General features: G+C 65.2%; 27 protein-coding genes. 19 read left to right on the forward strand and 8 right to left on the reverse strand.

Features of this window, described 5'->3' with window-relative positions; translation table 11 throughout:
* Positions 1-7: 7 nt before the first annotated feature.
* The 3 genes from HU230_RS36360 (at position 8) to HU230_RS36370 (ending at position 1,665) form a co-directional block, all read left to right on the forward strand.
* Positions 8-850 carry a lytic transglycosylase domain-containing protein gene (locus HU230_RS36360; RefSeq protein WP_176534071.1) on the forward strand — a complete coding sequence of 281 codons (843 nt, stop codon included), beginning with the start codon at positions 8-10 and terminating at the stop codon, positions 848-850.
* 109 nt (positions 851-959) lie between these two features.
* Positions 960-1,373, forward strand: a complete 414-nt coding sequence (locus HU230_RS36365; RefSeq protein WP_224943945.1) for a hypothetical protein — start codon at positions 960-962, stop codon at positions 1,371-1,373.
* A gap of 115 nt (positions 1,374-1,488) precedes the next feature.
* On the forward strand, positions 1,489-1,665 hold the full coding sequence (locus HU230_RS36370) for a hypothetical protein (RefSeq protein WP_224924689.1): 177 nt from the start codon (positions 1,489-1,491) through the stop codon (positions 1,663-1,665).
* 145 nt (positions 1,666-1,810) lie between these two features.
* Here the strand turns inward: HU230_RS36370 and HU230_RS36375 are convergent, their stop codons facing one another.
* A complete protein-coding gene (locus HU230_RS36375) occupies positions 1,811-2,851 on the reverse strand; it encodes an AraC family transcriptional regulator (protein ID WP_176534070.1) in 1,041 nt (346 codons plus the stop codon).
* Positions 2,852-3,237: 386 nt separating this feature from the next.
* On the opposite strand from HU230_RS36375, the gene HU230_RS36380 reads away from it, so the two are divergent.
* From HU230_RS36380 to HU230_RS36405, 6 genes are all read left to right on the forward strand, one after another.
* Complete coding sequence (locus tag HU230_RS36380; protein WP_176534069.1) at positions 3,238-4,890, forward strand: fatty acid--CoA ligase; 1,653 nt, start codon at positions 3,238-3,240, stop codon at positions 4,888-4,890.
* Between the two features lie 42 nt (positions 4,891-4,932).
* Positions 4,933-5,409, forward strand: a complete 477-nt coding sequence (locus HU230_RS36385; protein WP_176534068.1) for a MaoC family dehydratase — start codon at positions 4,933-4,935, stop codon at positions 5,407-5,409.
* Positions 5,406-7,109 carry an alpha/beta fold hydrolase gene (locus HU230_RS36390; protein ID WP_176534067.1) on the forward strand — a complete coding sequence of 568 codons (1,704 nt, stop codon included), beginning with the start codon at positions 5,406-5,408 and terminating at the stop codon, positions 7,107-7,109. Before HU230_RS36385 ends, HU230_RS36390 begins: the two co-directional genes overlap by 4 nt.
* Positions 7,102-8,052, forward strand: coding sequence for a poly(3-hydroxyalkanoate) depolymerase (phaZ, locus tag HU230_RS36395; RefSeq protein WP_176534066.1), 951 nt, complete (start codon positions 7,102-7,104; stop codon positions 8,050-8,052). The genes HU230_RS36390 and phaZ overlap by 8 nt, the downstream gene beginning before the upstream one ends.
* A 23-nt stretch (positions 8,053-8,075) precedes the next feature.
* On the forward strand, positions 8,076-8,504 hold the full coding sequence (locus HU230_RS36400; RefSeq protein ID WP_143046799.1) for a phasin family protein: 429 nt from the start codon (positions 8,076-8,078) through the stop codon (positions 8,502-8,504).
* Positions 8,505-8,592: 88 nt separating this feature from the next.
* Positions 8,593-9,810, forward strand: coding sequence for an acyl-CoA dehydrogenase family protein (locus tag HU230_RS36405; protein WP_176534065.1), 1,218 nt, complete (start codon positions 8,593-8,595; stop codon positions 9,808-9,810).
* Between the two features lie 153 nt (positions 9,811-9,963).
* On the opposite strand, the gene HU230_RS36410 is transcribed toward HU230_RS36405, so the two are convergent.
* From HU230_RS36410 to HU230_RS36425, 4 genes are read right to left on the reverse strand one after another with little or no spacing between them, the layout of a single operon-like run.
* Positions 9,964-11,199 carry an MFS transporter gene (locus HU230_RS36410; RefSeq protein ID WP_176534064.1) on the reverse strand — a complete coding sequence of 412 codons (1,236 nt, stop codon included), beginning with the start codon at positions 11,197-11,199 and terminating at the stop codon, positions 9,964-9,966.
* Entirely contained in the window at positions 11,196-11,525 is a 330-nt protein-coding gene (locus HU230_RS36415) for a hypothetical protein (protein WP_176534063.1), read from the reverse strand. The genes HU230_RS36410 and HU230_RS36415 overlap by 4 nt, the downstream gene beginning before the upstream one ends.
* On the reverse strand, positions 11,512-12,087 hold the full coding sequence (locus tag HU230_RS36420) for an isochorismatase family protein (RefSeq protein ID WP_176534062.1): 576 nt from the start codon (positions 12,085-12,087) through the stop codon (positions 11,512-11,514). Before HU230_RS36420 ends, HU230_RS36415 begins: the two co-directional genes overlap by 14 nt.
* Positions 12,088-12,127: 40 nt before the next feature.
* A complete protein-coding gene (locus HU230_RS36425) occupies positions 12,128-12,580 on the reverse strand; it encodes a MarR family winged helix-turn-helix transcriptional regulator (protein ID WP_176534061.1) in 453 nt (150 codons plus the stop codon).
* 250 nt (positions 12,581-12,830) lie between these two features.
* Here HU230_RS36425 and HU230_RS36430 point away from each other — a divergent pair, with 250 nt between their 5' ends.
* Positions 12,831-13,784 carry an alginate lyase family protein gene (locus HU230_RS36430; protein ID WP_176534060.1) on the forward strand — a complete coding sequence of 318 codons (954 nt, stop codon included), beginning with the start codon at positions 12,831-12,833 and terminating at the stop codon, positions 13,782-13,784.
* A gap of 37 nt (positions 13,785-13,821) precedes the next feature.
* On the opposite strand, the gene HU230_RS36435 is transcribed toward HU230_RS36430, so the two are convergent.
* Positions 13,822-14,049 carry a hypothetical protein gene (locus HU230_RS36435; protein ID WP_224943948.1) on the reverse strand — a complete coding sequence of 76 codons (228 nt, stop codon included), beginning with the start codon at positions 14,047-14,049 and terminating at the stop codon, positions 13,822-13,824.
* Positions 14,050-14,375: 326 nt separating this feature from the next.
* On the opposite strand from HU230_RS36435, the gene HU230_RS36440 reads away from it, so the two are divergent.
* From HU230_RS36440 to HU230_RS36475, 8 genes are all read left to right on the forward strand, one after another.
* The gene (locus HU230_RS36440) at positions 14,376-15,446 is read left to right on the forward strand and encodes a sensor histidine kinase (protein WP_176534058.1); all 1,071 of its coding nucleotides are present in this window, start codon (positions 14,376-14,378) and stop codon (positions 15,444-15,446) included.
* Between the two features lie 108 nt (positions 15,447-15,554).
* Positions 15,555-16,211, forward strand: a complete 657-nt coding sequence (locus tag HU230_RS36445) for a response regulator transcription factor (RefSeq protein WP_176534057.1) — start codon at positions 15,555-15,557, stop codon at positions 16,209-16,211.
* Positions 16,212-16,370: 159 nt separating this feature from the next.
* Positions 16,371-16,733: a hypothetical protein gene (locus HU230_RS36450; RefSeq protein ID WP_224924685.1), complete on the forward strand. Its 363-nt coding sequence runs from the start codon at positions 16,371-16,373 to the stop codon at positions 16,731-16,733.
* A 1-nt stretch (position 16,734) separates the two neighbouring features.
* Positions 16,735-18,486: an OmpA family protein gene (locus HU230_RS36455; RefSeq protein ID WP_176534055.1), complete on the forward strand. Its 1,752-nt coding sequence runs from the start codon at positions 16,735-16,737 to the stop codon at positions 18,484-18,486.
* Positions 18,486-18,986, forward strand: a complete 501-nt coding sequence (locus HU230_RS36460) for a Rab family GTPase (RefSeq protein WP_176534054.1) — start codon at positions 18,486-18,488, stop codon at positions 18,984-18,986. The genes HU230_RS36455 and HU230_RS36460 overlap by 1 nt, the downstream gene beginning before the upstream one ends.
* Positions 18,987-19,373: 387 nt before the next feature.
* A complete protein-coding gene (locus tag HU230_RS36465; protein ID WP_176534053.1) occupies positions 19,374-19,787 on the forward strand; it encodes a DUF3597 domain-containing protein in 414 nt (137 codons plus the stop codon).
* 183 nt (positions 19,788-19,970) lie between these two features.
* Complete coding sequence (locus HU230_RS36470) at positions 19,971-20,255, forward strand: hypothetical protein (protein ID WP_224943951.1); 285 nt, start codon at positions 19,971-19,973, stop codon at positions 20,253-20,255.
* 90 nt (positions 20,256-20,345) lie between these two features.
* Positions 20,346-20,510, forward strand: coding sequence for a hypothetical protein (locus HU230_RS36475; RefSeq protein WP_176534052.1), 165 nt, complete (start codon positions 20,346-20,348; stop codon positions 20,508-20,510).
* A gap of 34 nt (positions 20,511-20,544) precedes the next feature.
* Here HU230_RS36475 and HU230_RS36480 read toward each other — a convergent pair whose 3' ends face one another.
* Together HU230_RS36480 and HU230_RS36485 are read right to left on the reverse strand one after the other, a co-directional pair.
* Complete coding sequence (locus HU230_RS36480; protein WP_224943961.1) at positions 20,545-21,375, reverse strand: class I SAM-dependent methyltransferase; 831 nt, start codon at positions 21,373-21,375, stop codon at positions 20,545-20,547.
* The gene (locus tag HU230_RS36485; protein WP_176534051.1) at positions 21,362-21,826 is read right to left on the reverse strand and encodes an Rrf2 family transcriptional regulator; all 465 of its coding nucleotides are present in this window, start codon (positions 21,824-21,826) and stop codon (positions 21,362-21,364) included. The genes HU230_RS36480 and HU230_RS36485 overlap by 14 nt, the downstream gene beginning before the upstream one ends.
* Positions 21,827-22,148: 322 nt before the next feature.
* Between HU230_RS36485 and HU230_RS36490 the strand changes: the two genes are divergently transcribed.
* On the forward strand, positions 22,149-24,233 hold the full coding sequence (locus HU230_RS36490) for a tetratricopeptide repeat protein (RefSeq protein WP_176535254.1): 2,085 nt from the start codon (positions 22,149-22,151) through the stop codon (positions 24,231-24,233).
* Positions 24,234-24,265 lie beyond the last annotated feature (32 nt).

Here is a 24,265-nt window from a genome sequence, read left to right on the forward strand (position 1 = left end):
CTCAACGATGAAGGCGGGCAGCTTCAGCCGATGGCGGAAGCTGCTTGATCCTGCTCGTCACCGGGGCAGCCGCATCGCAGCCGGCGGTCTGGTGCTCGCGCTTTGTCTTGTTCAGCCCGCCCATGCCGAGGGAGAGACGCCGGCGTCGTCATTCAGCACGCGCTTTGCCGCCGTCGAGTCGGCAGACCCTTCAGCCGACGCCACGGCAAAGCCGCCCGTACCGGCCAAAGATGCGGCGAAGGACGCCGGGGGGAAAACGCTCCCGCCTCCGCCGGTAAGCCAGCCCGCGGTGTCGGACGCGCGTATGCGCTATCGCGCGCTGATCGAGAAGGAGGCTGCGGGAAGCGGGCTCGCGCCCGAGATCGCCGAGGCGGTGATGGGCGTGGAGAGCGGCTACAATCCCGACGTGATCGGCGGTGTCGGCGAAATCGGGCTGATGCAGCTGCTGCCGTCGACCGCGCGCATGCTCGGTTTTTCCGGCTCGCTTGCCGAACTCGCGATTCCCGAAAACAACATTCACTTCGGCGTCATGTATCTTGCGCAGGCATGGCGCCTTGCCGGCGGCGACCTGTGTACCGCGGTCATGAAGTACCGCGCCGGTCATGGCGAGACCCGCTTCTCCTATCTGTCGGTGAATTATTGCGTGGCGGTGCGCGCCCGGCTGTCTGCTCGCGGCTTTCGGGTGACCGGCACCGTACCGGTCGCGACCTTCGGCGAACCGGGCCGTGGCGGTGGCGGCGGATGTGGCCGTAAATGCCTCGGCGGCGGCGGACGCATCGGCCGTGTCGATCTCGTCGCGCTCAACACGCGGCTCAATGCGCTTGTGATCCAGGCCCGGGGAGGGAAATAGCAAGGCCGCGTTGCCCGAATTCATATCGTTACCTTGATATCCTCGCTTGATATCAGCCCTTGGCTTCCTATCGTTTGAAACAAGTCTGGTTCTGCAAGGAGCAGCACCGATGAAAGTGATCATGTTGGCGGTCGCCGTTGGCGGATTGTCGGCGATGCAGGCGCAGGCGCAGCAGCACACGCCGCTGCCGGAAATTGTCGTCGGCACACCGCCGCCGGCGCTCAACCTTAACCGCGGCGCCAGTGGCGGCACCGGCCGGGCTGCGGCAAGAGGTGGCGGCGGCGGCGCGCCGGCCGAGCGCTGCGGCGATGCGGCCTCGCTTGGCTGCATCAACGAGCGGTTGAAGAAGCAGGTCGATCAGGTCAATCCGCCCGTCACCAACACGCCGCCGATCGACGCGAAATCGCAGGACCTCAAGGTGGGCGTGGTCAACGTCCCGGCGGTGCAGCAGCAATATGGCCGCAACTTCGGGGTCTCGGCGTTTCCCTACCGCCCGCCAGCACCCGTTTACAGTCATCGATAACGTCAGCGAAGACACCGTCTGTTTCGCACAGATCGTGACGCCGTCACATTTCTGACGATGGGCATATGGAAAATAGAGAGAGCAACGGTTTGCTGATTCCATGCGAAAATCTGACGTGACGTGCCCCCATTGCCAGGCCGGCTATCGCCGGATCGAATTGACGTCGAAGGGCGGCATCGCCGGCGAGTTTCGATGCCTGGTGTGTGACCAGTTGATCGAGCTGATGGACGGTTCGACCGACGTCGCCTTTCGGCTGACCGTGCAGCCGGGCAAGACGTCCTACGCTTACTAGAGCCTTTCCGCTCCGATCGGATCGGAGCGGGCTCTAGATTCCTGTTTGACGCGTTTTCTCCACGCGAACCGGTCTCCACTTCGCTCGAAAACGCTCCAGCGCCGACGTCCTTGCAAGCGAGGCGGTGAGCGATCGCGGCCCGCAATCATTCGCCGCGGATATCGCTCGGGGCCTTGTTGGTCCAGCGGTGAAACGCACGCCTGAAGTTTGCTGCATCGCTGAAGCCGAGCGCCAATGCGATGTCGTCATTGGCCAGCGTCGTGCTGCGGAGATATTTCAGCGCAATCTGGGTCCGCAGCTCGTCGTGCAGCCCCCGGAAGGAAAAGCCCTGCTGACGAAGCTGGCGGCGCAACGACCGGTCGTTCACGCCGAGCAGCTTGGCGATCGCCTCGAAAGTCGGGGGATTGGCGATGTCGCGAAGCAGGATGGCGCGGATTTTTCCGGCCACGCCGGTCCGCAATCTCAAGTCTCCGAGCAAGGCGTCGCAGAGGGCGACGATGGTCGGGTACGTCGTCTTGTTGCCGAGATCGGCTCTCCGGTCCAGCAACTGCGCCTTGAAGACGATCTGGTTGGCCGGCTGATCGAAGCGCACCGGGCACCCGACATGATCGAGCGGAAGATCGAAATCCTGTGCCTGCGGATAGGCGAGCGTGATTTCAAAGGGAGCGAAGCTTGGTCCCATGATGTCGCGCATCAGCGAAATGTGGATGCCGATCTGCATCTCGGCGACGAACCGGTACAGCGCGGAATCGGCAAGTGCGTGCAGATTGGGTTCGATGGTCCATCTCGCATGGGCCTTGTCCTCGCTGAATTCGATCGTCGCCAGCGGCGCGGCGAGCGCGTGGTAGCGCATCGCGAATTCCATTGCCTTGCGAAAGTCCGGGCAGCACAGCAGCGCATAGCCGTACATTCCGTAGGTCGAGATGTGGATCGATGCGCCGATGCGATAGGGCAGGTGACGGTCGGTCGACAGGCGCAGCGCGTTTTGACAAACCGTCATCAGCTGCGTCAGCGAAATCCGCGCCTGCGGTGAGTGGACATCGGCCAGCGGAACGCGGGTGTCGCGCAGGATGGCGTCGGCCGGGACGCCGGCGCCGGCCAGCATGTCGAAGACGGCGCCAAGCTTGGTCGTCTCATAGACCTTGTCGCCGGTGCCGACGGTCAGGATATCGTTGCGGGAGCCCACAGGCCTCTTCAGTCGCGTGGTTGGTTGCAAAGTGAACCAGCCTTTCCCTTCGGTCGGAAAGCAGTGCGCCGCAAACCTGGCCCGAGTGGATTTCCGTTCGCGAGCCCCTGGAACATAGCCGGTTCGCGCCAAAACCCAAGACTCATCAATGGGCCTCCCTTGCTGCGCAGCAGCAAGATCGTCGCCATTGATGAGAGCACCTTGTCCGGTTGAGACCCCGCCGATGTCCGTTTCGGACCTTCACAAATCTCGGGCGTCACGCGAGGCTTCGTCCTAATGTCACACGATCAGACCGTCGTGATGCAGCACGGCAGACCACACGATCCGCTCGCTTAGAACTGCGGACGCAACGGTCGGAGGACACGCCAGGGTCGAGGGAGGCTTCCATGGTTGGAAGGCTGATTCAGACTGCCCAATCCGCCTATCACTATCCGCTCATCTTCAAGCAGCTTTGGCACACGCCGAGCGTCCAGGCGCCGGACCAGGAGATCGTCTATCGCGATCTCAAGCGCCAGACCTATCGACAGACCAGAGAGCGGATCGGCCGTCTCGCCTCGGCGCTCAGCAAGGCCGGCGTCCAGCCCGGCGACACCGTCGGCGTGCTCGAATGGGACAGCCATCGTTTCCTCGAAGCGTTTTTCGCGATCCCGATGATGGGGGCCGTGCTGCAGACGGTGAACGTCCGCCTGTCGCCGGAGCAGATCGCCTATACGATCGATCACGCCGGCGCGTCGACGCTGCTGGTCAATGAAGAGTTCGTCGGATTGCTTGAGGGCATCAAGGCCCAGTTGCCCAAGGTCAAGCGGATGATCGTGATGTCGGACAAGCCGTCGCCGCAGACCGGCAGCCTGTCCTTCATCGGCGAGTATGAGGGCCTGCTCGCGGCGGCTTCGCCGGATTACGACTTTCCCGATTTCGACGAGAACACCCAGGCCACCACCTTCTACACGACCGGCACCACCGGTCTGCCGAAGGGCGTCTATTACAGCCACCGCCAGCTCGTGCTGCACACGATCGCCGGTCTCGCACTGTTCGGCATGGCCGGGTCGCAGGGGCGCTTCTCGCGCGACGACGTCTATATGCCGATCACGCCGATGTTCCACGTTCACGCCTGGGGCTTTCCATGGTCGGCGACGCTGGCCGGCACCAAGCAGGTCTACCCCGGCCGCTACGAGCCGGCGATGCTGGTCAAGCTGATCAAGAGCGAAGGCGTCACCTTCACCCACGGCGTGCCGACCATCCTGCAGATGCTGCTCAACGCCGCTGCTGCGGCCAAGGTCGATCTCAAGGGCCTCAAGATGGTGATCGGCGGCTCTGCGTTGCCGAAGGCGCTGGCCAAGCAGGCGATGGAGGCCGGCATCGACATCTTCGCGGGTTACGGCATGTCGGAGACCGGTCCGCTTGCCGCGGTGTCCCATGTCCAATCCAGGGATCTCAGCGGCGATCCTGACGGCGAGGTCGAATTCCGCACCCGCGCCGGCATGGCCGGCCCGCTGGTCGATTTGCGCATCGTCGATCCCGACATGAAGGACGTGCCGCATGACGGCAAGTCGCCCGGCGAGATCGTGCTGCGGGCGCCCTGGCTTACCCAGGGCTACTTCAACAACCCCGAAGGCTCGGAGCAGCTCTGGGAGGGGGGCTATCTGCACACCAGCGATATCGCCGTGGTCAGCCCGGGCGGCTACGTCCAGATCACCGACCGGATCAAGGATGTGATCAAGACCGGCGGCGAATGGGTCTCCTCGCTGCAGATCGAGGATCTGATCTCGCAATGCGCCGGCGTAGCCGAGGCCGCGGTGATCGGCGTCAAGGACGAGAAATGGGGCGAGCGGCCGCTCGCGCTCGTGGTCAAGAAACCGTCCGGTACCGACGGCCTCAGCGACGACGCCATCAAGGATCATCTCAAGCTGTTCGCCGACAAGGGCGTGATCTCGAAATACGGCATCCCCGGCAAGATCCTGTTCATCGACAGCATTCCCAAGACCAGTGTCGGCAAGATCAACAGGAAGGAGCTGCGCGAGCTGTACGGCGACATGTGACGGCTCCGGTGCAGTCGAGAAAAGATCGTGGAGAACGATGTCATGAGCAACCTCACACTTGCCGGCCTGGGCGAACACCTCGGAAAGGAGCTCGGGCTCTCCGATTGGGTCACGATCGATCAGCAACGCATCGACGCGTTTGCGTCCTGCACCGGCGATCACCAGTGGATTCACGTCGATGTCGAACGCGCGAAGCGGGAGAGTCCGTTCCGCGGTCCAATCGCGCATGGCTATCTGACGCTCGCGATGGTGGCGCCGCTGGCGATGCAGGTCGGCATCATCCCGCGCGATGCCGCCGCCGGGTTGAACTACGGGGTCGACAAGGTGCGCTTCCTGGCGCCGGTGCCATCAGGCGCGCGGGTGCGGCTGCGTGTCGTGCTGTCTGGCGTTGAGCCGAGGGACGCTGGCCAGGTGATCATGAAAACCCTGAACGCGCTGGAGGTCGAAGGATCGGAGAAGCCGGCGCTGATCGCCGAAACGCTGGCCCTTCTGATCCCCGCGGCGGGAGCAAAGCAATGAGCACGGAAAATCGCAGTCCGGAGTCCCCGGCGTCTGACATGTCCGAGGCGGCGTCCAGGAATACGCTGGCACTCAATCCGCTGGTCGGCATCCAGGGGCAGGACCTCGTCGAGGGCGCCGGCATCCTGTTCAAGGCGGTCATCAACGAGCCGAAGGTCGCGACCGAGCAGTGGCTGTCGTTCGTCGGCGAGCTCGGCTCGATTGCCGCCGGCAAATCCGAGCGCGCACCGAAGGCCGGCGACAAGCGGTTTGCCGATCCGACCTGGAAGGAGAGCTCGCTGCACTCCGGCCTGCTCAAGGCCTATCGGGCGTGGGGCGAGGCGGTCAACGGCCTGGTCGACAAGACCAGCCTCAGCAACATCGACAAGCAGCGCGCGCATCTGATCACGGATATCCTGATCGATGCGGTCGCGCCGACCAACACGATGCTCACCAACCCGGCGGCGGTCCGCAAGTTCATCGACACCGGCGGGCAGAGCCTGTGGAGCGGGCTGAAGAACTATATCGGCGACCTGACGCAGAATCGTGGCATGCCGTCGATGGTGGACATGAACGCGTTCAAGGTCGGCGAGAACCTCGCGACCACGCCGGGTGCGGTGATCTTCCGCAACGAGCTGATCGAGTTGATCCAGTACACCCCGACGACGCCGACGGTCAGGAAGCGGCCGCTTTTGATCACGCCGCCGCAGATCAACAAGTACTACGCGCTCGACCTGTCGCCGGACAAGAGCATGGTTCGCTTCCTGCTGGAGAGCGGCTTCCAGGTCTTTGCCGTGAGCTGGCGCAACCCGACCGCGGCGCATCGCGACTGGGGGCTCGACACCTATGTCGCGGCGCTCGACGAGGCGGTCGACGCGGCGCGCGAAATTTCCGGCAGCGCGGACATCTCGATGATGGGATCCTGCTCCGGCGGCATCACCTCGACGGCCTATTTCGCGACGCTCGGCAGCGCCACTGAAAAGAAGATCAAGAATTTGGTGCTGGCCGTCTGCCTGCTCGATCCCAACTCGGCCGAGGAGAGCACGTTCGGCTGCCTGATGACGCCGGAGACCATGCGCGCGGCCAAGGCGACGTCGCAGCTGCGCGGCATCGTCGATGGCCACGACCTGGCGCGGATGTTCGCCTGGATGCGGCCCAACGACCTGATCTGGAACTACTGGGTCAACAACTACCTGCTCGGCAACCAGCCGCCGGCGTTCGACATTCTCTATTGGAACGCCGACACGACCCGCCTGCCGGCGGCGCTGCACGGCGACTATCTGGATCTCTATTTCTCCAACCCGTTCGTCAACGCCGGCAAGCTGACGCTCAACGACAAGACCATCGACATGAGCAAGGTCAAAGCCGACAGCTACGTCGTCGCAGGGGTGACCGACCACATCACGCCGTGGAAGGGCGTCTACAAGACCGCGCAGATCCTGGGCGAGGGCACCACCTTCGTGCTGTCGAACAGCGGGCACCTGCAGAGCCTGCTCAATCCGCCGAGCAATCCGAAGGCGTCCTTCATGATCGGGCCGATCTCCACGGACAAACCCGATGCGTTCATGGCCTCGGCGGAGAAGCGCAAGGGCAGCTGGTGGCTCGACTGGCGCGACTGGCTGCAGGCGCGTTCGGGTGACGAGGTGGCGGCGCCCGCCTCGCTCGGCAGCGCGCGCTATCCATCCCTTGGCGCCGCACCGGGGACCTACGTCTTTGACTGACGATCTCACCAGCGCTGACAAGGTCGGGCCGGCGCCAGTTAGGCAGCGCGGCACGATCGAGACGCGGCAAATCGCGATCGACGGCCAGCTGCTTCAGGTCGCGATCCGGCACGGCGACGGTAGCGGGCCGCCATTACTGTTGTTCAACGGGATCGGCGCTAATTGGGAGCTGGCGAAGCCGTTCCTCGACGCGCTCACGGGCACCACAGCCATCATCTTCGACGTGCCCGGGGTCGGCGGATCGCCAAGGCCGGCATGGCCCTATCGTCCGTCGACCCTGGCGCGGCTTGCCGCCGGGCTCGTCGCGGAGCTGGGCTATGCCGAGGTCGATGTCGCCGGCGTGTCCTGGGGCGGCGGCATCGCGCAGCAATTCGCGCATCAGTTTCCAAAGCGCTGTCGCCGCCTGGTGCTCGCCGCGACCGCGCCCGGTTTCACCATGGTGCCGGCAAGCCCGTCGGTGCTGTGGAAGATGGCGACGCCGCGCCGCTACACCGACAAGGGCTACATGAAAACGATCGCCGCCGAGATCTATGGCGGGGCGTTTCGCGACGATCCGTCATTGATCGGCCGGCATGCGGCCGCGATGCACGGCGCGCGCAGCATGGGCTACTTCTATCAGCTGCTCGCGATGACCGGCTGGACCAGCCTGCCCTGGCTGTGGTCGCTGCCGCAGCCGACGCTGATCCTGATGGGCAGTGACGATCCGCTGGTTCCTCCGGTCAACGGTCAGATCATGGCGAGCCTGATCCCGAACGCCGAGCTGCGCCTGATCGACGACGGACACCTGTTCATGGTGACGCGGCCAAAGGAAACCGCCGACCTGATCGAAGCGTTTCTGGCCGACGAGAGCCGTCAGGCCGTGTCGTCATCCCTGCTCTCGCGAACGACGAGTTACTTCAGGGATCTCGTTCCAACGTCCGGAGGCGGGCGACAGAAGCCTTAAACACAGCCACCAGGGAGGATATCGTGACCGACAATACCTCTTACATCGATATGCTGCGGAAGTTCGGCAGTGATCTCGGCTTGCCGAAGCTGAACGTGGACGAATTGCTGCAGGCGCAGAAGAAGAACCTCGAGGCGCTCGGCCAGAGCGCGAAGGTTGCGGCCCAGGGCGCGCAATCGGTGGCGCAGAAGCAGCGCGAGGTGATTGAGGCGGGCTTGCGCGAGGCCTCGACCTTGGCGCGCGAGTACAAACCGCTCGGCAAGATTCATGAGAACCTCGCCTTGCAAACCGAGTTCGCGCGAAAGGTGTTCGATATCGCGGTCAAGGGCGCGCAGGACAGCGCGTCGACGGCGCGGCAGTCGACCACGGAAGCGGTGAAGATCATCCAGGACCGGATGAAGGAGAATTTCGAGGAGTTCCGCGCCAGCGTCCGCCCGAACAAGCCAACCTGACGTCACGTTGAGATGAATCCCGGCAGGGCGTGGGTCCTGTCGGGAGCGCGATAAGGGCGAAGCATCGCCATGCATCAGGGAGCATACCATGGCTAACGCGCAGGCGACACGGCCACCCAAGCCCGATTACGCGCCGCCGCCGATCAATGGTGATTTCTACGGGATTGCCACCGTCCTCAACGACAAGGAGCGCGCGCTGGTGCAGCGCGTGCGCGCATTCACCGAGGGCGTGGTCGCGCCGGTCATCGAGGAGTTCTGGAGCCGCGACGAATTTCCGTTCGCGATCATTCCGAAGATGGCCGAAATCGGCATCGGCGGCGTCGGCTACCAGGGCTATGGCGCGGCCGGCGGCAGCTGGCTGCTGAACGGCTTTGTCGCGATGGAGCTGGCGCGGGTCGATTCCTCGGTTGCGACCTTCTGGGGTGTGCACACCGGGCTTTCGGCGGGCTCGATCTATCTGTGCGGCGACGAGGCGCAGAAGCAGCGCTGGCTGCCTGCGATGATGCGCTTCGAGAAGATCGGCTCGTTTGGTCTCACGGAGCCGCTGGTCGGCTCAGCGACGTCGGGCGGGATGCTGACCACCTGCCGGCGCGAGGGCGACGTCTGGATCCTCAACGGCCAGAAGAAGTGGATCGGCAACGCCACCTTCGCCGACATCAACGTGATCTGGGCGCGCGAGGAAGGCTCGAACCAGGTCAAGGGCTTTGTCGTAGCCAAGGACAATCCGGGCTTCTCGGTCGAGAAGATCAAGACCAAGATGGCGCTGCGCGTGGTGCAGAACGGCCTGATCACGCTGAAGGACTGCCGCGTGCCCGAGGCGGACCGGCTGCAGAACGCCAACTCCTTCAAGGACACCGCCAAGGTGCTGCGCATGACCCGCACCGGCGTGGCGTGGTTTGCCGTCGGCTGCGCAATGGGCGCCTATGAGCACGCGCTGCGTTATGCGACCGAGCGGCAGCAGTTCGGCAGGCCGATCGGCGGCTTCCAGCTGGTGCAGGATCTGCTGGTCCGGATGCTCGGCAACGTCACCACGACGCAGGCGATGATGCTGCGGCTCGGGCAGATGCAGGACGAGGGCGTGATGCTGGACGAGCATGCCTCGCTGGCGAAGGCGTTCTGCACCGTCAGATGCCGCGAGACGGTCGGCTATGCGCGCGAGCTGCTGGGCGGCAACGGCATCCTGCTCGAGAACCATATCGGCCGCTTCGTGGCCGATGCCGAGGCGATCTATTCCTATGAGGGCACCCGCGAGATGAACACCCTGATCGTCGGCAAGTCGATCACGGGACTGAGCGCCTTCGTCTGATGTGTTGCAAGGCGTCTAATACCGTCATTGCGAGGAGCGTTAGCGACGAAGCAATCCACGTTTCCACAAGTGGTGAGATGGATTGCTTCGCTTCGCTCGCAATGACGCAGATACTGCCACGCGACTGGTCACACGTCCGAAGGAGACCCTGGTTCACTCCGCCGGGGGCAGGCTGCCATGGCCGGCTTCGGCGGTTGCCCGCGACAGCATGCCGAGGGCCACGATCGCGGCGGCAAAGCCGGCGGCGGCGCCGACCCCGAGTGCCCAGCGCGGGCCGAGGTGATCGGCGACCCAGCCGACGATCGGTGCGCCGATCGGCGTGCCGCCCAGCGCCACGCCGAGCCGCAGCGCCATCACCCGGCCGCGCATCGCGGGCTCGGTCGAGAGCTGCATCAGCGCGTTCGAGGTGTTGGTGACGGTCAGCGCGGCGACGCCGATCACGACGAGCGCGGCGGCGAACAGCCAATAGCTCGGCGCCAGTGCGGCGAGCGTGCAGCCGAGGCCAAAGATCGCAGAGCCCAGCATCAGGGAAGAGAATCGCGGCTGATCGCGGCTCGCGGCCAGCAGCGCGCCCGACATCGTGCCGAGCGCCATCACCGACGACAGCAGGCCGAAGCCGCGCGCATCGGTGTGGAACACGCCGACCGCCATGGTGGAAATGAAGATCGGAAAGTTCAGTCCGAAGGTCCCGATCAGGAACAGCATGATCAGCGTCGCCCGGAGATCGGGGCGGGACCACACATAGTGGAAACCCTGCATGACGCTGCCCTTGGTGGGATGGGCCCGCGCATTCGGACGCAGCTCGGAGGTGCGCAGCAGGGTCAGCGAGGTCAGCACCGCAAGAAACGAAGCGCCGTTGAACAGGAACGCCCAGCCGGTGCCGACGGAGGCGATGATGAGGCCGGCGACGGCGGGGCCGATCATCCGCGCGGCATTGAACGAGGTCGAGTTCAGCGCGATCGCGTTCGACAGGTTCGTGTCGCTGACCAGCTCGGCCACGAAGGTCTGGCGCACCGGCGCGTCGAGCGCTGCCGCGCAGCCGAACAGGAACGCGAACACATAGACGTGCCAGAGCTGCACCAGTCCGGTGACAGTGAGAATCCCAAGCGCCAGCGCGAGCGCGCCCATCGTCGCCTGGGTCGCCATCAAGAGCTTACGCTGGTTGAAATGATCGGCGGCAAAGCCGCTCCACGGCATCAATAATAGCTGTGGCCCGAATTGCAGCGCCATCACGATGCCGACGGCGGATGCGCTATGCTGCGTCAGCTGGGTGAGGACGAGCCAGTCCTGGGCGGCGCGCTGCATCCAGGTGCCGATGTTGGACACCAGCGCGCCGGCCGCCCAGACACGGTAGTTGAAGCTTGTGAGCGATCGAAAGACGCGTCTCATGGTCTCTGTGGTTCATTGCCGCCGTGAAACCGTCCGAACCGCCGCGCCAGCAACAGGCCGATCAGCAGGCCGCCGAGACCGAGCGCTGCGACGTCGCTTGTCGTTCTCAAGCCGAAGTCGCCGACGCGGCAGACCAGGAGATATCCGACGGCGAGGTTGAAGAAGCCCCACACGATGTTGACGGTCGATGACGACAGGCCCTCGCCGGGCGGCTTCGCGAACGGGCTCTGGAACGGTTCGCCCATCATGCCGGCGACGACGTGGGGGATCGCGTTGGTGAGGAAGGCGCCGCCGAAAAAGTAGGCGACGAGGTCAAGCCAGTTCATGCGCATTGGTCCTTTCAAGCAGATCGATGATCGCCTGCGTCGAGCCGGTTTCGCCGAGCCGCGGGAACACCTGTTCGATGCTGTAGTCATGTGCGTTCGGCCGCGCATCGGTCATGGCGTCGATCGCAAGCGTGACGTTGAAGCCGGCTTCGTAGGCCTGCCGTGCCGTGGATTCGACGCCGGTGCCGGTCGCAACGCCGGCTACCACGACCTGCGTGACGCCGCGGGCGCGCAGCTGCTTCTCAATATCGGTGCTGGCGAACGCACCCCACGTCCGCTTGGTCACGACGATGTCGCCCGGCTGCCGGTCGAGCTCCGGAATCAGATCGGTCCAGCCGTCGGGAAATTGCCCACTGTGGCGCGGCCGCTCGGTTCGTCCGGGTGCCGTGCCGTCGACATTGACCAGCACGACCGGCAGTCCATGCCGTCGAAACGCATTGATGAGGGCGCGGGCGCGAACCACGACGTCTCCGAACGGATGCACGAACGGTGCTCCGACGAGCCCTGATTGCAGATCGACGACAATGAGGGCGGTGATCGGATCGAGCGTCGTCAGAGCCATGATCGCTTCCTGTTTCCACAATTGCGCGGCGCGGCCGGCATCAATCCGCGACCAGCCGTTTCAGCAGGCCGACGGCGGCGGCGAGTTCATCCTGCTCCCGCGCCGACAGCCGCGCGGCGATGGTGCGCGACAGCCAGTCCTGCCGCGCGGCACGGCCGGTGCGCAGCCGCTCGCGGCAGCTATCGGTGAGCGACATGATGGTCTGCCGGCCGTCGTCCGGATCGGGCGCGCCGCGCACCAGGCCCGCGGCCTCGAGCGCTGATATCGCCGAGCTCATCGACTGCGGACGCATCCCTTCAGACCGCGCCAGACTGGACACGGTCGCGGGGCCGTCCCTTTCGAGGCGCAGCAGGACCGCGACCTGGGACGGCGGAAGATCCTCACGCTGCCCCTGCTCACGCAGCCGGCGCTTCAGCGTTCCGATCAACAAACGAAGATCCTCGGCGAGCGCCGATGTGCGCGCTGATCCGTTACGGGCCGCTGAATTGTTCATGCCGGTCATCCTTGCATATATGAAGGTAATCTGTAAAGATTGTCTTCGCAGATTACCTTCATATTCCCGTGATCGTCAGCGCCCGGCAGAGCATTGTTGGACGATGCTTCAAGATCTGAACCGCAGCTGAACTCGGTTCTGGTGCGCATCACATTAGATTTGGTTGTCTGTTGCGCGCGTATGTCGATGACTGCGCCGGCGCTCACGACGCGGCGTCTCGTCTCCGCGGTGGCTCGCGGAGTTGTTTGGAATGAAGTTTGATGTTCGTTTAACGGCGGTCGGCGTATCGATCGTCCTTGCTTGCCTCGCGCAGCCGGCAGTGGCCCGGACATGCGAGGCGCCACCGGCGCTGACATCGGTCGACCCGCCCGGCTTCTACCGGGATGCAGGCGGTTACGCGGAAGCCATCAAGCCGCTGCATGCGTTCATTGCGCAGGTCAACAAGGCCGCCGATGAACGCGATCTGGATTGCGTCATGGACTTGCTCGCAGGCTGGGCCAACGGAAGTGCGCTGCTGACGATCGGCGCGAATTATCAGGGCGATTTCGAACGCTCCTGGGCCGGGACCGATTTCGCGCTGGCGTTGCTGCGCTTCCCCAACGCGTCGACCAAGGCCGATCACCGTTTCCAGCAAATCAAACCATGGCTGATCCGGATTGCCGAGGAAACCCGCGATGCCGATCGCATCAACCATCTCGACAACAATCTGGTCTATTGGGCAGGGCTCGATCTGATGTCGATCGGCACCCTGACGGATCGCGGTGATCTGGTCGATGCCGGCATTTCCCGGGCGCGTCAGGGCATCAGGGACATCGGCGCCCACGGCGAATTGGAACGCGAGTTGAAGCGTGGCGAGCGCGCGCTGCACTACCACAACTTCGCGCTGATCCCGCTGGTGTTCTGCGCCGAGCTGGCAAGCCGCCGGAAGGTCGACCTCTATGCGGAGAACAACGGAGCGATCCGTCGGCTCGCGGACCTGGTCGTTCGCGCGGTGCAGGACGAGCGCAGCTTCGGCGCTCTCACCAACGTTCCGCAGCAGCTCTTCCCCTGGACGTTTCAGGGAGACCTTGCCTGGATGGAGCCGTATTACGCCCGGTTTCACGATCCGCGCTTGCCGCCAATTCTCAGCTCGAGAAGGCCTTTGAATAATCCGAGGCTTGGCGGCAACGTGACGGCGACCTGGGGCGCGCCCCTGCCGGACTAGGCTCGGTCGGAGGTGCGCAGTACCTCGATGACGCGTGCTATTCGCTCTCGCTGGTCGCCGGCGCCGCGTACATGTCCCGTGCGCGCTTGGTCACCGCCGCATAGCGCGCGGTCGCGCTGAGGGTCATCAGGCCGGCGCGCACCAGTCCCAGGATGGCGCGGCGTGAATGGAACGGGCCGGTCTTGCTCGCGGCATATCCGCGCGGGTAGAGCTGCAGGCGGCCGGCGAGCGCTTCCTGCAACGCCAGCTTCTGGGTCGCGCTCATGCGCCGGCGCCGCGCAGGCTTTTCCGCTTCCGCCAACATGAGCTCGATACCCAACGATTTCCGTGGCGCGGCCTTCATTGTCAGCTCACACTCCGGCCGACTGGCGCGACCTTCCGCGAGGCGCGGCGCCCGGCCGGCATCGCCATGGACGCCGGCATGTGGCACATCATGGCTTGCGCTGTTGCTCATTCGTACGACAGAACCGCATTTCGAGCGGCGGCGGCATCTGACGAAAGTCAGGATCAGTTATGACGAAAGTCATATTCGTTTGCGGCCGCTGCCGGCTTACGGCAGAGTGGGCTGCTCGCTGAGTTGATGGGCAACGCATGATCGATTTGAGCGCGGATTTGCTTGCGGCGGCAGGAGCCGACGTCATCGGTCTCGCCGTCATCGGTGCCGACCGAAGCATGCAGCGGAAGATCGGGCGGCTGGTCGAATGGCTTCCCGCGATCGGCGTCGATTGTTGCGCATGCATGCTGCTGGTCGGCATGGAGGCCGAGCTGGCGGCGCTTGCCGCAGGCCAGCGGGACATGATCGCACTGGCCGGTGTCCGCGGTGCCTCGCCGGACATCGCGCAGCCGATGACGGCGGTCGTGCTGTGGAACGGCGCGCAGTCGCATTACTTCGTCATCGCCATGCCGGACTTCGCGGGACGTCAGGTCGAAACGCTGCTCGGCAGCGAGCGCAGGGCCCGCCGCCTGATGGAGCAGCAGCTCGAGGCGGCGAGCGCGGAAGTGCGTTTTGCCTCGCTGGCGCGGACGCGGCTGCGGCTGGCGCGCGACCTGCACGATACGCTGGTGCATTCGATCGTGGCGCTGCTGACCCAGATCCGGCTGATCAGGCATTATCTTTCGGCCGACCCGGCGCGCGTGGCGGACAGCCTTGCAACCGCAGAAGACGCAGCAGCGAGCGGACTCTCGCGTGCCCGCGAGGCCATCGATCGCCTGCGCACGCCCGACGATTTGAAGCTTGATCCCGACGTCGAGGGACTGCTCAGCGACTTCGCGGCGCGCAGCGGCGTCAGGGTGTCGATCCAGATCGACGAAGAGGCGCGTCCGGGCTTGCGCGATTGCGGCTTGACGGTTCAACGCATCCTCAGCGAGGCATTGCGCAATGTTCAGGCACATGCGCAGGCACACCGTGTCTCGTTTCACGCCTTCGAGGCGCCGGCCGCGGTCGGTCGCAAGCTCGTTGTCGAGATCCGCGACGACGGCCGCGGCTTCGATCTCGCGGTGCCCACTCCCGGACATTTCGGATTGATCGGGATGGCCGAATTTGCTGAACTCGTCGGCGGAAGCTGCGCGGTGGAGAGCGCGCCCGGACAGGGAACGCTGGTCCGGATATCGCTCCCCGTGGCGGTGCCGCCGGCAGCGTCTGCCGGCCTGCTGGCCGATTGATGTCGTTGCCGCGCATTCGGAGCGTTTTCGAGCGAAGTGGCTACCGGTTCGCGTCAAGAAAACGCGACCAGCAAGACAACTGGACCTTCGAGAGGATGACTGAAGCCCGTGAGCATAATTGAGAAGGTGCGGGTGCTGATCGCCGAGGATCAGACCCTGATCAGGGAAGGTATCGCCACACTGCTTGCCCAGCAGAACGACGATTTCGAGATCCTTCCCGGTGCGTCCGACGGCGAGCAGGCCATCGAATTCGCGCGGCGCTATCGGCCGGACGTCATCCTGATGGACCTGCAGATGCCGCGTGTCGACGGCATCGCGGCGACCCAGCGGATTCTGCGCGAGTTGCCGCAGACCCATATCGTCGTGCTGACGACATTCGAGACCAACGATCTGATCTTCGAGGCGGTCAGCGCGGGCGCCAAGGCGTATCTCCTGAAGGACGCCAGGATGGAGGAGATCGCATCGACCATCCGCGCGGTGATCAACGGCCAGTCCGGGCTGTCGCCCAGCGTCGCCGCGCGCATCCTCGACGAGTTCAAGCGGCTGCGCGGCCCGCGCGTCTCGGCGAAGCTGCCGGTTCGCGACGGGCTGACGGCGCGGGAGAATGAAATTCTCACGCTGATCGTCGAGGGCAAGAGCAATACCGAGATCGGTGAACGGCTGCATTTGGCCGAGGGCACGGTGAAGAACTATGTCAGCACCATTTTGGAAAAATGCCAGGTCAAGAACCGTACGGAACTGGCAATAAAGGCAATAACTTACTAAAAACAATTGCCTCCAATCGCACACCACGCGGTTGATCCGGCTGAGATTGCTCGCGTTTCTCTGGGCCGCGCCGACAAAATTGGCTATAGGGTTGTTTCGGATTTGCTTTTTGACACGGCAGGTCCGGATTGCGCGGCTTTGACTAAACAGGGAATGACCATGAAGGGTATCGAGCGCCAGACCAAGGATACCGATGGACTGGCAAACGCGGCGGCTGGCAACGGCGCGGACGCCGCGGCGCATGGCATGGCGGCAATCGATCAGGTCCGCGATCTCCTGTTCGGCGGCGCGCAACGCTCGATTGAGACCAACCTCTCGGGTCTGCGCGAGGAGATGCAGGCCTCGCTGAAGCAGATGCAGGCGGACTTCACCAACGAGCTCACCGCGCTGCAGGCGCGGCTCTCCGACCTCGAACGCGATACCGAGCAGAAGCGCCTCGACTCGCTGAAGGATGTCGGTGCGGCCATCACCCAGCTCGGCGCTGCGATCAGCGGATTGGGATCCGGCCGCACGGGCAAATAGCATGGCAGCCGCTGCCGGCCAGAATCGCGAGATCGAGCAGCTCAGGACATTGCTGTTTCAGCCCGAGGCGACGCGTCTGACGTCGCTGGAGGCCGACCTCGACTCGCTGCAGCGCTATGTCGGCAACGCCGATCGCCTGGAGACGGCAACTGCCGGCATTCTGGTGGAGGCGCTGGAGCGCGCCGAGGTCAACCGGCCGCGCGAGCTCGCCACCGCGATTGCGCCGGTCGTGGTCTCCGCGATCCGCAGCGAGATCAAGAATTCGCGCGAGCAGATGATCGAGGCGCTCTATCCGATCGTCGGCCGGCTGGTCAGCGCCGCGGTCGCTAATGCTTTCAGGGAACTGGTTGCCTCGCTCGAGCAGCGCATCAATGCGCTGACCTCGGCGCAATTGTGGGTCGGGCGGGTGAAGTCGCTGGTGACGGGACGTCCGATCAGCGAGTTCGTGCTCGCCGATGGTCCGCCGCAGATCAACCGGCTCCTGATCATCGAACGCGGCAATGGCCGCCTGGTCGCCGACTGGAAGCGCGAGGCGACCGTCGACGAGCGCGCCGACCTGCTCAGCGCCATGGTTGCGGCAATCCTCGAATTCTCCGTGCAGGCGCTGGCCGGCGAAGGCAATCTGCAGACGCTCGATTTCGGCGGTCGGCAGCTCGCGCTGCGCGCCTCGCCCCGCTTCATCCTGGCGGCGGAGTGCCTGGGGCCGCTGCGTCCCGCCGACAACGCCAGGATCAACTCGCTGTTCTTCGATGCGATCGAGCGCATCGACCGCGGCGCGGATTGCGACGGGCCGATGCTCGCCTCGCTCGCAACCGCGATCGAGACCGACGATACGCCGCGGCGGATCGCGAGCCGGCGCGGCAAGGTGATCCTGTTCGCCGTGCTCGCCGCTGTCGCCGCGCTGTTGCTTTATTTTGCCGTGACCTCGGTGACGCGCGCGCTGCTGGAGCGGCGGACCCATGCCGCGCTGGAGCAGCTCGCCGCGAAGCAGCCCCTGCTGGCCACGTTCCCGCTGCGGCTCGAGTTCGATCACGGCAACGCAAGCGTGGCCGTGTCGGGCCTCGAGCCCAGTCAGTTTGAGACAGCGCCACTGATCGACACGCTCGCTGCGGCCGCGGCGCCGTACAAGGTCATCGACCGCATCGGACTGGTGTCCACGCCGGACCAGGCGGCGGCATCGCAGGCCGGCATTGCAGGCCTGCAGCAGAGCCTGACGCGCCTGCAGGCGAGCCTCGACCAGATGCGCGAAGCGACGGGCGCGCAGGCGAAGTCGGGCGACCAGAAATATGCCGCTCTCGCCGCGCAGTATGACAAGCTCGGCGAGCAGTACGCGAAGTTGAGCGAGCAGGCTGCGAAGCTGCAATCCGTCGCCGACGGTCCGGCGGCGCGGCTCGACCGCTTCATCGCCTCGACCGCGGTCTTCTTCGTCAACAATTCAGACGAATTCCTCGACAACGACCAGGCCGAGCAGCAGCTGCGCGAGCTCGCCGGGCTGCTGACGAACAATGATCTCAGGCTGCGGATCGTCGGCTACGCCGATCAGAGCGGCACCGAAGGCACTAACAAGACGCTCGGGCGCAAGCGGGCGGAGCAGGTGCAGCGCAGGTTGACCGCGCTCGGCGTCGACCCGTCGCGGCTGATTTTGGTGTCGCGCGCTGCGACGATGCCGATCACCGACCGGCTCGACGCCACCGCCGGCGGCAACCGCCGCGTGGCGTTCGAGACGGTCTATCGAGGCGAAATGGCCCGCTGATGCTCACCGCAAAAGTCATGCTGCTCGGCGATATGGGGGTCGGCAAGACGTCGATCCTCTATCGGCTGATCTACAACCGGTTCGAGGGCCAGTACAAATCGACGCTGGGCGTCGAGATCCTGAGCCATGATGTGGCGCCGGCGGATGGCAGCGATCCGATGCGCCTCGTGCTGTGGGACACCGACGGCGATTTCGGCACGCAGATCTTCGACACCGTCTATGTCACCGGTGCATCCGCCGCCATCATCGTGTCCGATGTCACGCGGCCGCAGACCGTGACCCGCATGGTCGAGCTGGTCCGCGGTTTCGAGGAGCGATTCCCGGGCCGGCCCTACCGGGCGCTGCTCAACAAGATCGACCTGCCGGAAGCCGCCGGCAGCGCCGGCGCGATTGCCGAACTCGCCAAGTCGAGCGTCAAGCCGGTCAGCGCCAAGACCGGCGTCGGCATTGCCGAATGCTTTGTCGAGCTCGCCCAGACCATTCGCCGCCGTCAGCTCTAGAGCATTTTCGGTTCTGATTGAATCAGAACCGAAAATGCTCTAGATTCTTGTTTTGACGCGTTTTCTTCACGCGAACCGGTGTCCACTTCGCTCGAAAACGCTCTGGTTCACATAACTCCGCACAGGTTTGTGTCAGCCGTCCCGACTTCTCGGGGCTGGCGAATCGGGCCGGGACGGCTGACTTCATCGCACGTGGGGCGTACGATGAAACGCGCGCGACATGCGGTGCATGACCGCACGAATCTCTCCCCGAATGCACCACGCCGTCCCACACTCCGATAGTGACGATGGTCATCTTCCGCTCGGCCAATGGCCTGCCTATCGTCCACGCGTCACTGGAACCAGTCACGGGACCAACGGTGTCCCGGGCGTACGGAGTGAGAGGACATGAGCATTTTTGGAAGCATCATGGGTGCAATCTTCGGCCACGGTGCCCAGGCTAAAACCGCTGAGACCACAGCGACGGCAGCACCCGGCACCTCGCCGGCATCGACGTCAACGTCTGCATCTGCATCGCCGGCATCCGGCACATCCGCGGCGCAGACGGTCGACGTCGCGGCGATCGTCGACAAGGCGGCGGCTGCCACCGGCGAGAAGCTCGACTGGCGCACCTCGATCGTCGACCTGTTGAAGGCGCTTGGCCTCGACAGCAGCCTTGCTGCGCGCAAGGAGCTCGCCAAGGAGCTGCACTACACCGGCGATACCAACAACACCGCCACCATGAATGTCTGGCTGCATCAGCAGGTGATGGCCAAGCTCGCCGCCAATGGCGGCAAGCTGCCGGCCGACATCAAGACCTGATCACCGCCTTGAGCCGTGCGCGGCGCTAAGCATGATGCGGAAAAGTGCGAAGCGGTTTTCCCTCGCGACAAACGCGTAGCGTTTGCGCGGAGATCGTGCTCAAGCAAAAGGCTAAAGCGCGACATCGCGCTTTAGCGTCGCGCACGGCTCCGAACCATGTGTATTGCGTGAGGAGCAGTTGCGATGACCTCATCTCATCTTGCCATCCTGAAGAGGCTGCGGACCGGCGTCGTTGCTGCCTCGATTGGCGCGGGACTCGGCCTCGCGGTATTGGCGCTGGGCATCTCCATCGCCGTCGCGCGCGCCGATAACGCCGGCGACGAGCCGCAGCCGGCGCATGTGAATGCCGGTGTACAGCGTGCCGCACAGACCCTGCCGCCGGCGCGGGTCATCCTGCCGGCACCGTGGGAGCAGGCGGCGCCTGCGCAGCCGGTCGCAACATCAGCGAAGCCGTCAGATCACAAATAATCTTCGCGCCTCCGTCGCGGCCGGCGATCCACGCATCGCGTCACGGTCGCTGCGAATGGCCCGCACGCCACCCAGCTCTGGAGCCTCATCATGCCAGAACAGGTCAAGCTGCCCCGGAAATTGTCGCAAGAGCCCGGCGGTCCGCCGTCGCTGCGGCCGAGCCACCGGCGGGTCATCGAGGACCTCGACCGCTGGGCCAACAGCCCCGGCCTGCAGCCGCCGAGTGACGGAGACAAGGACGACGACAAGCACTAGCGTGCTCCAATCCGCAATTGATCTGCGGCGATTGCTACGCGTGGCGCTGGCGCCGCCGCGCCGTCGCGATCAGTGCGGTCGAGGGAATCGCGAAGGTGTCTCCGATCCGGCCTCGCTCGATCTCGCTCCGGAAGGCGCGTGCAACGGCGGCGCTCTGCTCTGCATCGAGCCCGCTCCAATGCGGCATGAACTCGAACAATTTGTCGACGTCGGCAGGATTGGCGACATGGAGCTTGAAGTCGTGGGTGATCTCGGCGACGACAGGATCGGAGAAGCCGGCCGCGACGACCGCCGCACTGAGGCGGCCGGGATCGGCGAGTTCGGCGAGGCCCGTGCACGGCATCGGCGTGACGTTGTCGGGATAGAGCCGCCGGATGATCTGCGAGAGCCGCAGATGCACGGCGGCACCGTCGGCGCTTTTCCAGACCGCAATCGCCGCCGATCCGCCTGATCGTGTCACCCGCGCCATCTCGCGCAGTCCGGCGCGCCAATCCGGAAACAGCATCACGCCGAACACCGACACCGCCGCGTCGAAGGCCGCATCCGGCAGATCGAGCGCCTGGCCGTCCATCTGCCGCGCCGCGATATTCGCCACATCATGCGCGCGGACCCGTGCCACCATGCCGGCCGAGAAGTCGATCGCGGTGACGTCGGCGCCCCTGCGCGCGGCCGCAAGCGCCGCGGCCCCCGTACCGGTGGCGACGTCGAGCACCTTCGATGACGGGCCGATCGGGAGCATCGCGACGGCGGCCTCGGCGAAGTGTGTCGTGAACGGCTGCGACTGCGCCTCGTAGGTCGCGACCATCTTGTCCCAGTGCGCGGGATCGTTGAACGGAAGCGGTTTCGCCTGTTCACTTTGCTGCATGAATCTGGTCCTCGAGACTTTGTTTGTGTTTGGCGAGCCGGCGCTTGAAATCCTTCGCGAGCGCGTCGAGCGTCACCGCGCCGAGCCGCTTCAGGAAGATCGCCTCGACCTCGCGAAACGTATCTGACAGCGCATCGTTGACGGCCTGTTCGACCAGGCAGCCGGGATTTTCCGAGCGATGGCCCATCGCGACGATCGTGGGCGCGCCGACCGCGCGATAGATGTCGGCCAGCGTGATGTCGGCGGGATCGCGCGCCAGCGTCCAGCCGCCGCCATGGCCCTTCTCGGAGCGTACCAGGCCTTGCTCGCGCAGGCCCGCCATCACGCGGCGGACGACCACCGGGTTGGTGGCCATCGCCTGGGCAAGTTGCTCCGATGTGACCGGCTCGCCCGCTCCGATCATGTGGAGCAGGCCATGCAGGACACCAGATAGACGGCTATCGCGTATCATGTAACTTTACATGTTACATGATGAGCCAGACGTCAAGAGGGGCGATGGCGGGCGTCAGCTCCCCTCGAAAAGGGGAGGTCGCGTTGCTCGGCAGAGCAACGCGGGTGGGGATCGACTCTCTCCGCGAGCAGCAGTGCGTGTGGCTGACCCCCATCCCGACCTTCCTCGTTTCAGGGGGAAGGAGAGGAGATCAGGGCTTGCACCCGGGTCATGATTCTTCAATGGGGATTCGCGTGCCGGATTTGGCGGCGCCGCCCGTTTAATCCCCATCGGGGTCTTGAGAGGCGGGGGCGGTATCGTGGGCAGTGTGGCTGTTGATCGGATGTTGCTGGATGCGGTGGCGCATTATGGTGCGGGCCGCGCGACGGAGGCCGGCACGTTGTGCGGCGACATCCTCACATCAGATCCCGACCATATTCCGGCGCTGCATCTGTCCGCCGTCATCGCCTTCGTGACCGATCGCGCTGCGGAGGGCGCGGTGCTGCTGAACCGGGTGTTCAGCCTCGATCCGCATCACGGACCGGCGTTCGCCACGCTCGGCGATGCGCTCGCCGTGAAGGGCGAGCACGAGGGCGCGGTGGCGGCGTTCCAGCGCGGCGTCACATTGCGGCCGAAGGATGCCGGCCTGCACATCAAGCTCGGCGTTGCGCTGTGCGAGTTGTCACGCTTCGACGAGGCCGAGGCGGCGTTTCGCCGCGCGATCGCACTCGATGGCGGCCTGACGCGGGCGCGGTTCAACCTCGCTGTTGCGCTGGCCGGGCAGCAGCGGCCGGTCGAGGCGGAGCAGGCCTATCGCGAGGTGATCGCGCGCGATCCGGCCTATCGCGGCGTCTGGCTCAACCTTGGCAATGCGACCGATCAGAAGAAGCACGACGCCGCCGCCACCGCTTATCGCCGCGGGCTCGGCGCGGATCCCGATCATCCCGGGCTGCATAGTGGCCTCGGTGCGGCCCTCTACCGCCTGGGTCGGCTGGAGGACGCGGTCCTGCACTATCGCCGCGCGATCGCGGTCGAGCCCGACAATTTCGCGCCGCGACGCCTGCTGGCCATGGTGCTGCACGAACTGGGCGAGCGCGAGGAGGCGGTCCGCATCTATCGGCAGGTCTCGGCCCGCGATCCGTCCGATCACGTCATCCTCAACAATCTCGGCGCCTGCCTGTTCGAGCTCGGACAGGTCGACGACGCCATCGCCTGCGCCGAACTGGCGCTGGCGCTCAAGCCGGACTATGCCGCCGCGCACACCAATCTTGGAATCATCTTCGAGGCGCAGAATCTGGTCGAGGCGGCGGTCGCGGCGCATCGGCGCGCCATCGACCTCGAACCCAATTACGCCAAGGGCCATGCCAATCTTGCGGTCGCGCTGCGCAATGCCGGCGAGATCGATGCGGCGCTGGTGGCCTCGCGCCGCGCCATCGCGCTCGATCCCGAGCAGCCGCTGGCGCATTACAACCACGCGCATTTCCTCCTGATGAACGGCGAGTTCGAGGAGGGTTTTGAGGAGTATCAGTGGCGCCGCAAGACCAGGATGCTCAGCGAAGGCGATCCGGTGTTCGACGAGCCGGAATGGCAGGGTGAGCCGCTGGCGGGACGCACGCTGCTGCTGTTTGCCGAATACGGGCTCGGCGACGCCATCAATTTCGTCCGCTATGTGCCGATGCTGGCGGGCAGAGGCGGCCGGATCATTCTGCAGGTACAGCCGGCGCTGGTCTCGCTGCTGCGGCCGATGCTGCCCGATGTCGCGGTGTTCGCGCGCGGCGAGCCATTGCCGCCGTTCGACCTGCAACTGCCGCTGCTGAGCCTGCCGCGGATCTTCCGCACCACCGTCGAGACCATTCCATCGGCGGTCTCCTACCTGCAGGCGGACGCCCTCAAGCTCGCGCGCTGGCGCGTGGCGCTCGCCGGCGTGTCCGCGCTGAAGGTCGGCGTGGTCTGGGCCGGCAATGCCAGGCACAAGGGCGACCGCCAGCGCTCGCTGCCGGCCGATGCCGTACTGCCGCGGCTGGTCACACCAGGCGTGCAGCTCTACAGCCTGCAGAAGGAGCCGCGGCCGGAGGATGCCCCGGTTCTGCGCCGTCTTGGTGCTGATGTTGTCGACCTCGCACCGACGCTCGGTGATTTCGCCGACACCGCCGCGGCCGTCTGCGCGCTCGATCTCGTCATCGCCGTCGACACCTCCGTGGCGCATCTCGCCGGCGCGCTGGGCCGTCCGGTCTGGATGCTGTGTCCCTATGCGCTCGACTGGCGCTGGCTGCGCGATCGCGCCGACACGCCGTGGTATCCGACCATGCGGCTGTTCCGCCAGGACAGACCGCAGGCCTGGGAGGGCGTGCTGACGCGGATGTCCGACGAGCTTGCACGCGTCGCGCGGGGGGAGCGGGACCTGCTGCTGCCGGCAGCGGCGAAGTGATCGGCTAGCCGTGCTGTCTGCCGCCTTGGCAG

The sequence above is a fragment of the Bradyrhizobium quebecense genome (assembly GCF_013373795.3).
GTDB lineage: Bacteria > Pseudomonadota > Alphaproteobacteria > Rhizobiales > Xanthobacteraceae > Bradyrhizobium > Bradyrhizobium quebecense.

Coding starts and splice junctions, on each gene's coding strand:
- HU230_RS36485 (WP_176534051.1), bottom strand. CDS start 21,826: ATGATACGCGATAGCCGTCTATCTGGTGTCCTGCATGGCCTGCTCCAC.
- HU230_RS36475 (WP_176534052.1), top strand. CDS start 20,346: ATGCCAGAACAGGTCAAGCTGCCCCGGAAATTGTCGCAAGAGCCCGGC.
- HU230_RS36410 (WP_176534064.1), bottom strand. CDS start 11,199: ATGAGACGCGTCTTTCGATCGCTCACAAGCTTCAACTACCGTGTCTGG.
- HU230_RS36460 (WP_176534054.1), top strand. CDS start 18,486: ATGCTCACCGCAAAAGTCATGCTGCTCGGCGATATGGGGGTCGGCAAG.
- HU230_RS36420 (WP_176534062.1), bottom strand. CDS start 12,087: ATGGCTCTGACGACGCTCGATCCGATCACCGCCCTCATTGTCGTCGAT.
- HU230_RS36390 (WP_176534067.1), top strand. CDS start 5,406: ATGAGCACGGAAAATCGCAGTCCGGAGTCCCCGGCGTCTGACATGTCC.
- HU230_RS36365 (WP_224943945.1), top strand. CDS start 960: ATGAAAGTGATCATGTTGGCGGTCGCCGTTGGCGGATTGTCGGCGATG.
- HU230_RS36470 (WP_224943951.1), top strand. CDS start 19,971: ATGACCTCATCTCATCTTGCCATCCTGAAGAGGCTGCGGACCGGCGTC.
- HU230_RS36440 (WP_176534058.1), top strand. CDS start 14,376: ATGATCGATTTGAGCGCGGATTTGCTTGCGGCGGCAGGAGCCGACGTC.
- HU230_RS36435 (WP_224943948.1), bottom strand. CDS start 14,049: ATGAGCGCGACCCAGAAGCTGGCGTTGCAGGAAGCGCTCGCCGGCCGC.
- HU230_RS36405 (WP_176534065.1), top strand. CDS start 8,593: ATGGCTAACGCGCAGGCGACACGGCCACCCAAGCCCGATTACGCGCCG.
- HU230_RS36450 (WP_224924685.1), top strand. CDS start 16,371: ATGAAGGGTATCGAGCGCCAGACCAAGGATACCGATGGACTGGCAAAC.
- HU230_RS36430 (WP_176534060.1), top strand. CDS start 12,831: ATGAAGTTTGATGTTCGTTTAACGGCGGTCGGCGTATCGATCGTCCTT.
- HU230_RS36465 (WP_176534053.1), top strand. CDS start 19,374: ATGAGCATTTTTGGAAGCATCATGGGTGCAATCTTCGGCCACGGTGCC.
- HU230_RS36455 (WP_176534055.1), top strand. CDS start 16,735: ATGGCAGCCGCTGCCGGCCAGAATCGCGAGATCGAGCAGCTCAGGACA.
- HU230_RS36415 (WP_176534063.1), bottom strand. CDS start 11,525: ATGAACTGGCTTGACCTCGTCGCCTACTTTTTCGGCGGCGCCTTCCTC.
- HU230_RS36480 (WP_224943961.1), bottom strand. CDS start 21,375: ATGCAGCAAAGTGAACAGGCGAAACCGCTTCCGTTCAACGATCCCGCG.
- HU230_RS36425 (WP_176534061.1), bottom strand. CDS start 12,580: ATGAACAATTCAGCGGCCCGTAACGGATCAGCGCGCACATCGGCGCTC.
- HU230_RS36360 (WP_176534071.1), top strand. CDS start 8: ATGAAGGCGGGCAGCTTCAGCCGATGGCGGAAGCTGCTTGATCCTGCT.
- HU230_RS36490 (WP_176535254.1), top strand. CDS start 22,149: ATGTTGCTGGATGCGGTGGCGCATTATGGTGCGGGCCGCGCGACGGAG.
- HU230_RS36385 (WP_176534068.1), top strand. CDS start 4,933: ATGAGCAACCTCACACTTGCCGGCCTGGGCGAACACCTCGGAAAGGAG.
- HU230_RS36380 (WP_176534069.1), top strand. CDS start 3,238: ATGGTTGGAAGGCTGATTCAGACTGCCCAATCCGCCTATCACTATCCG.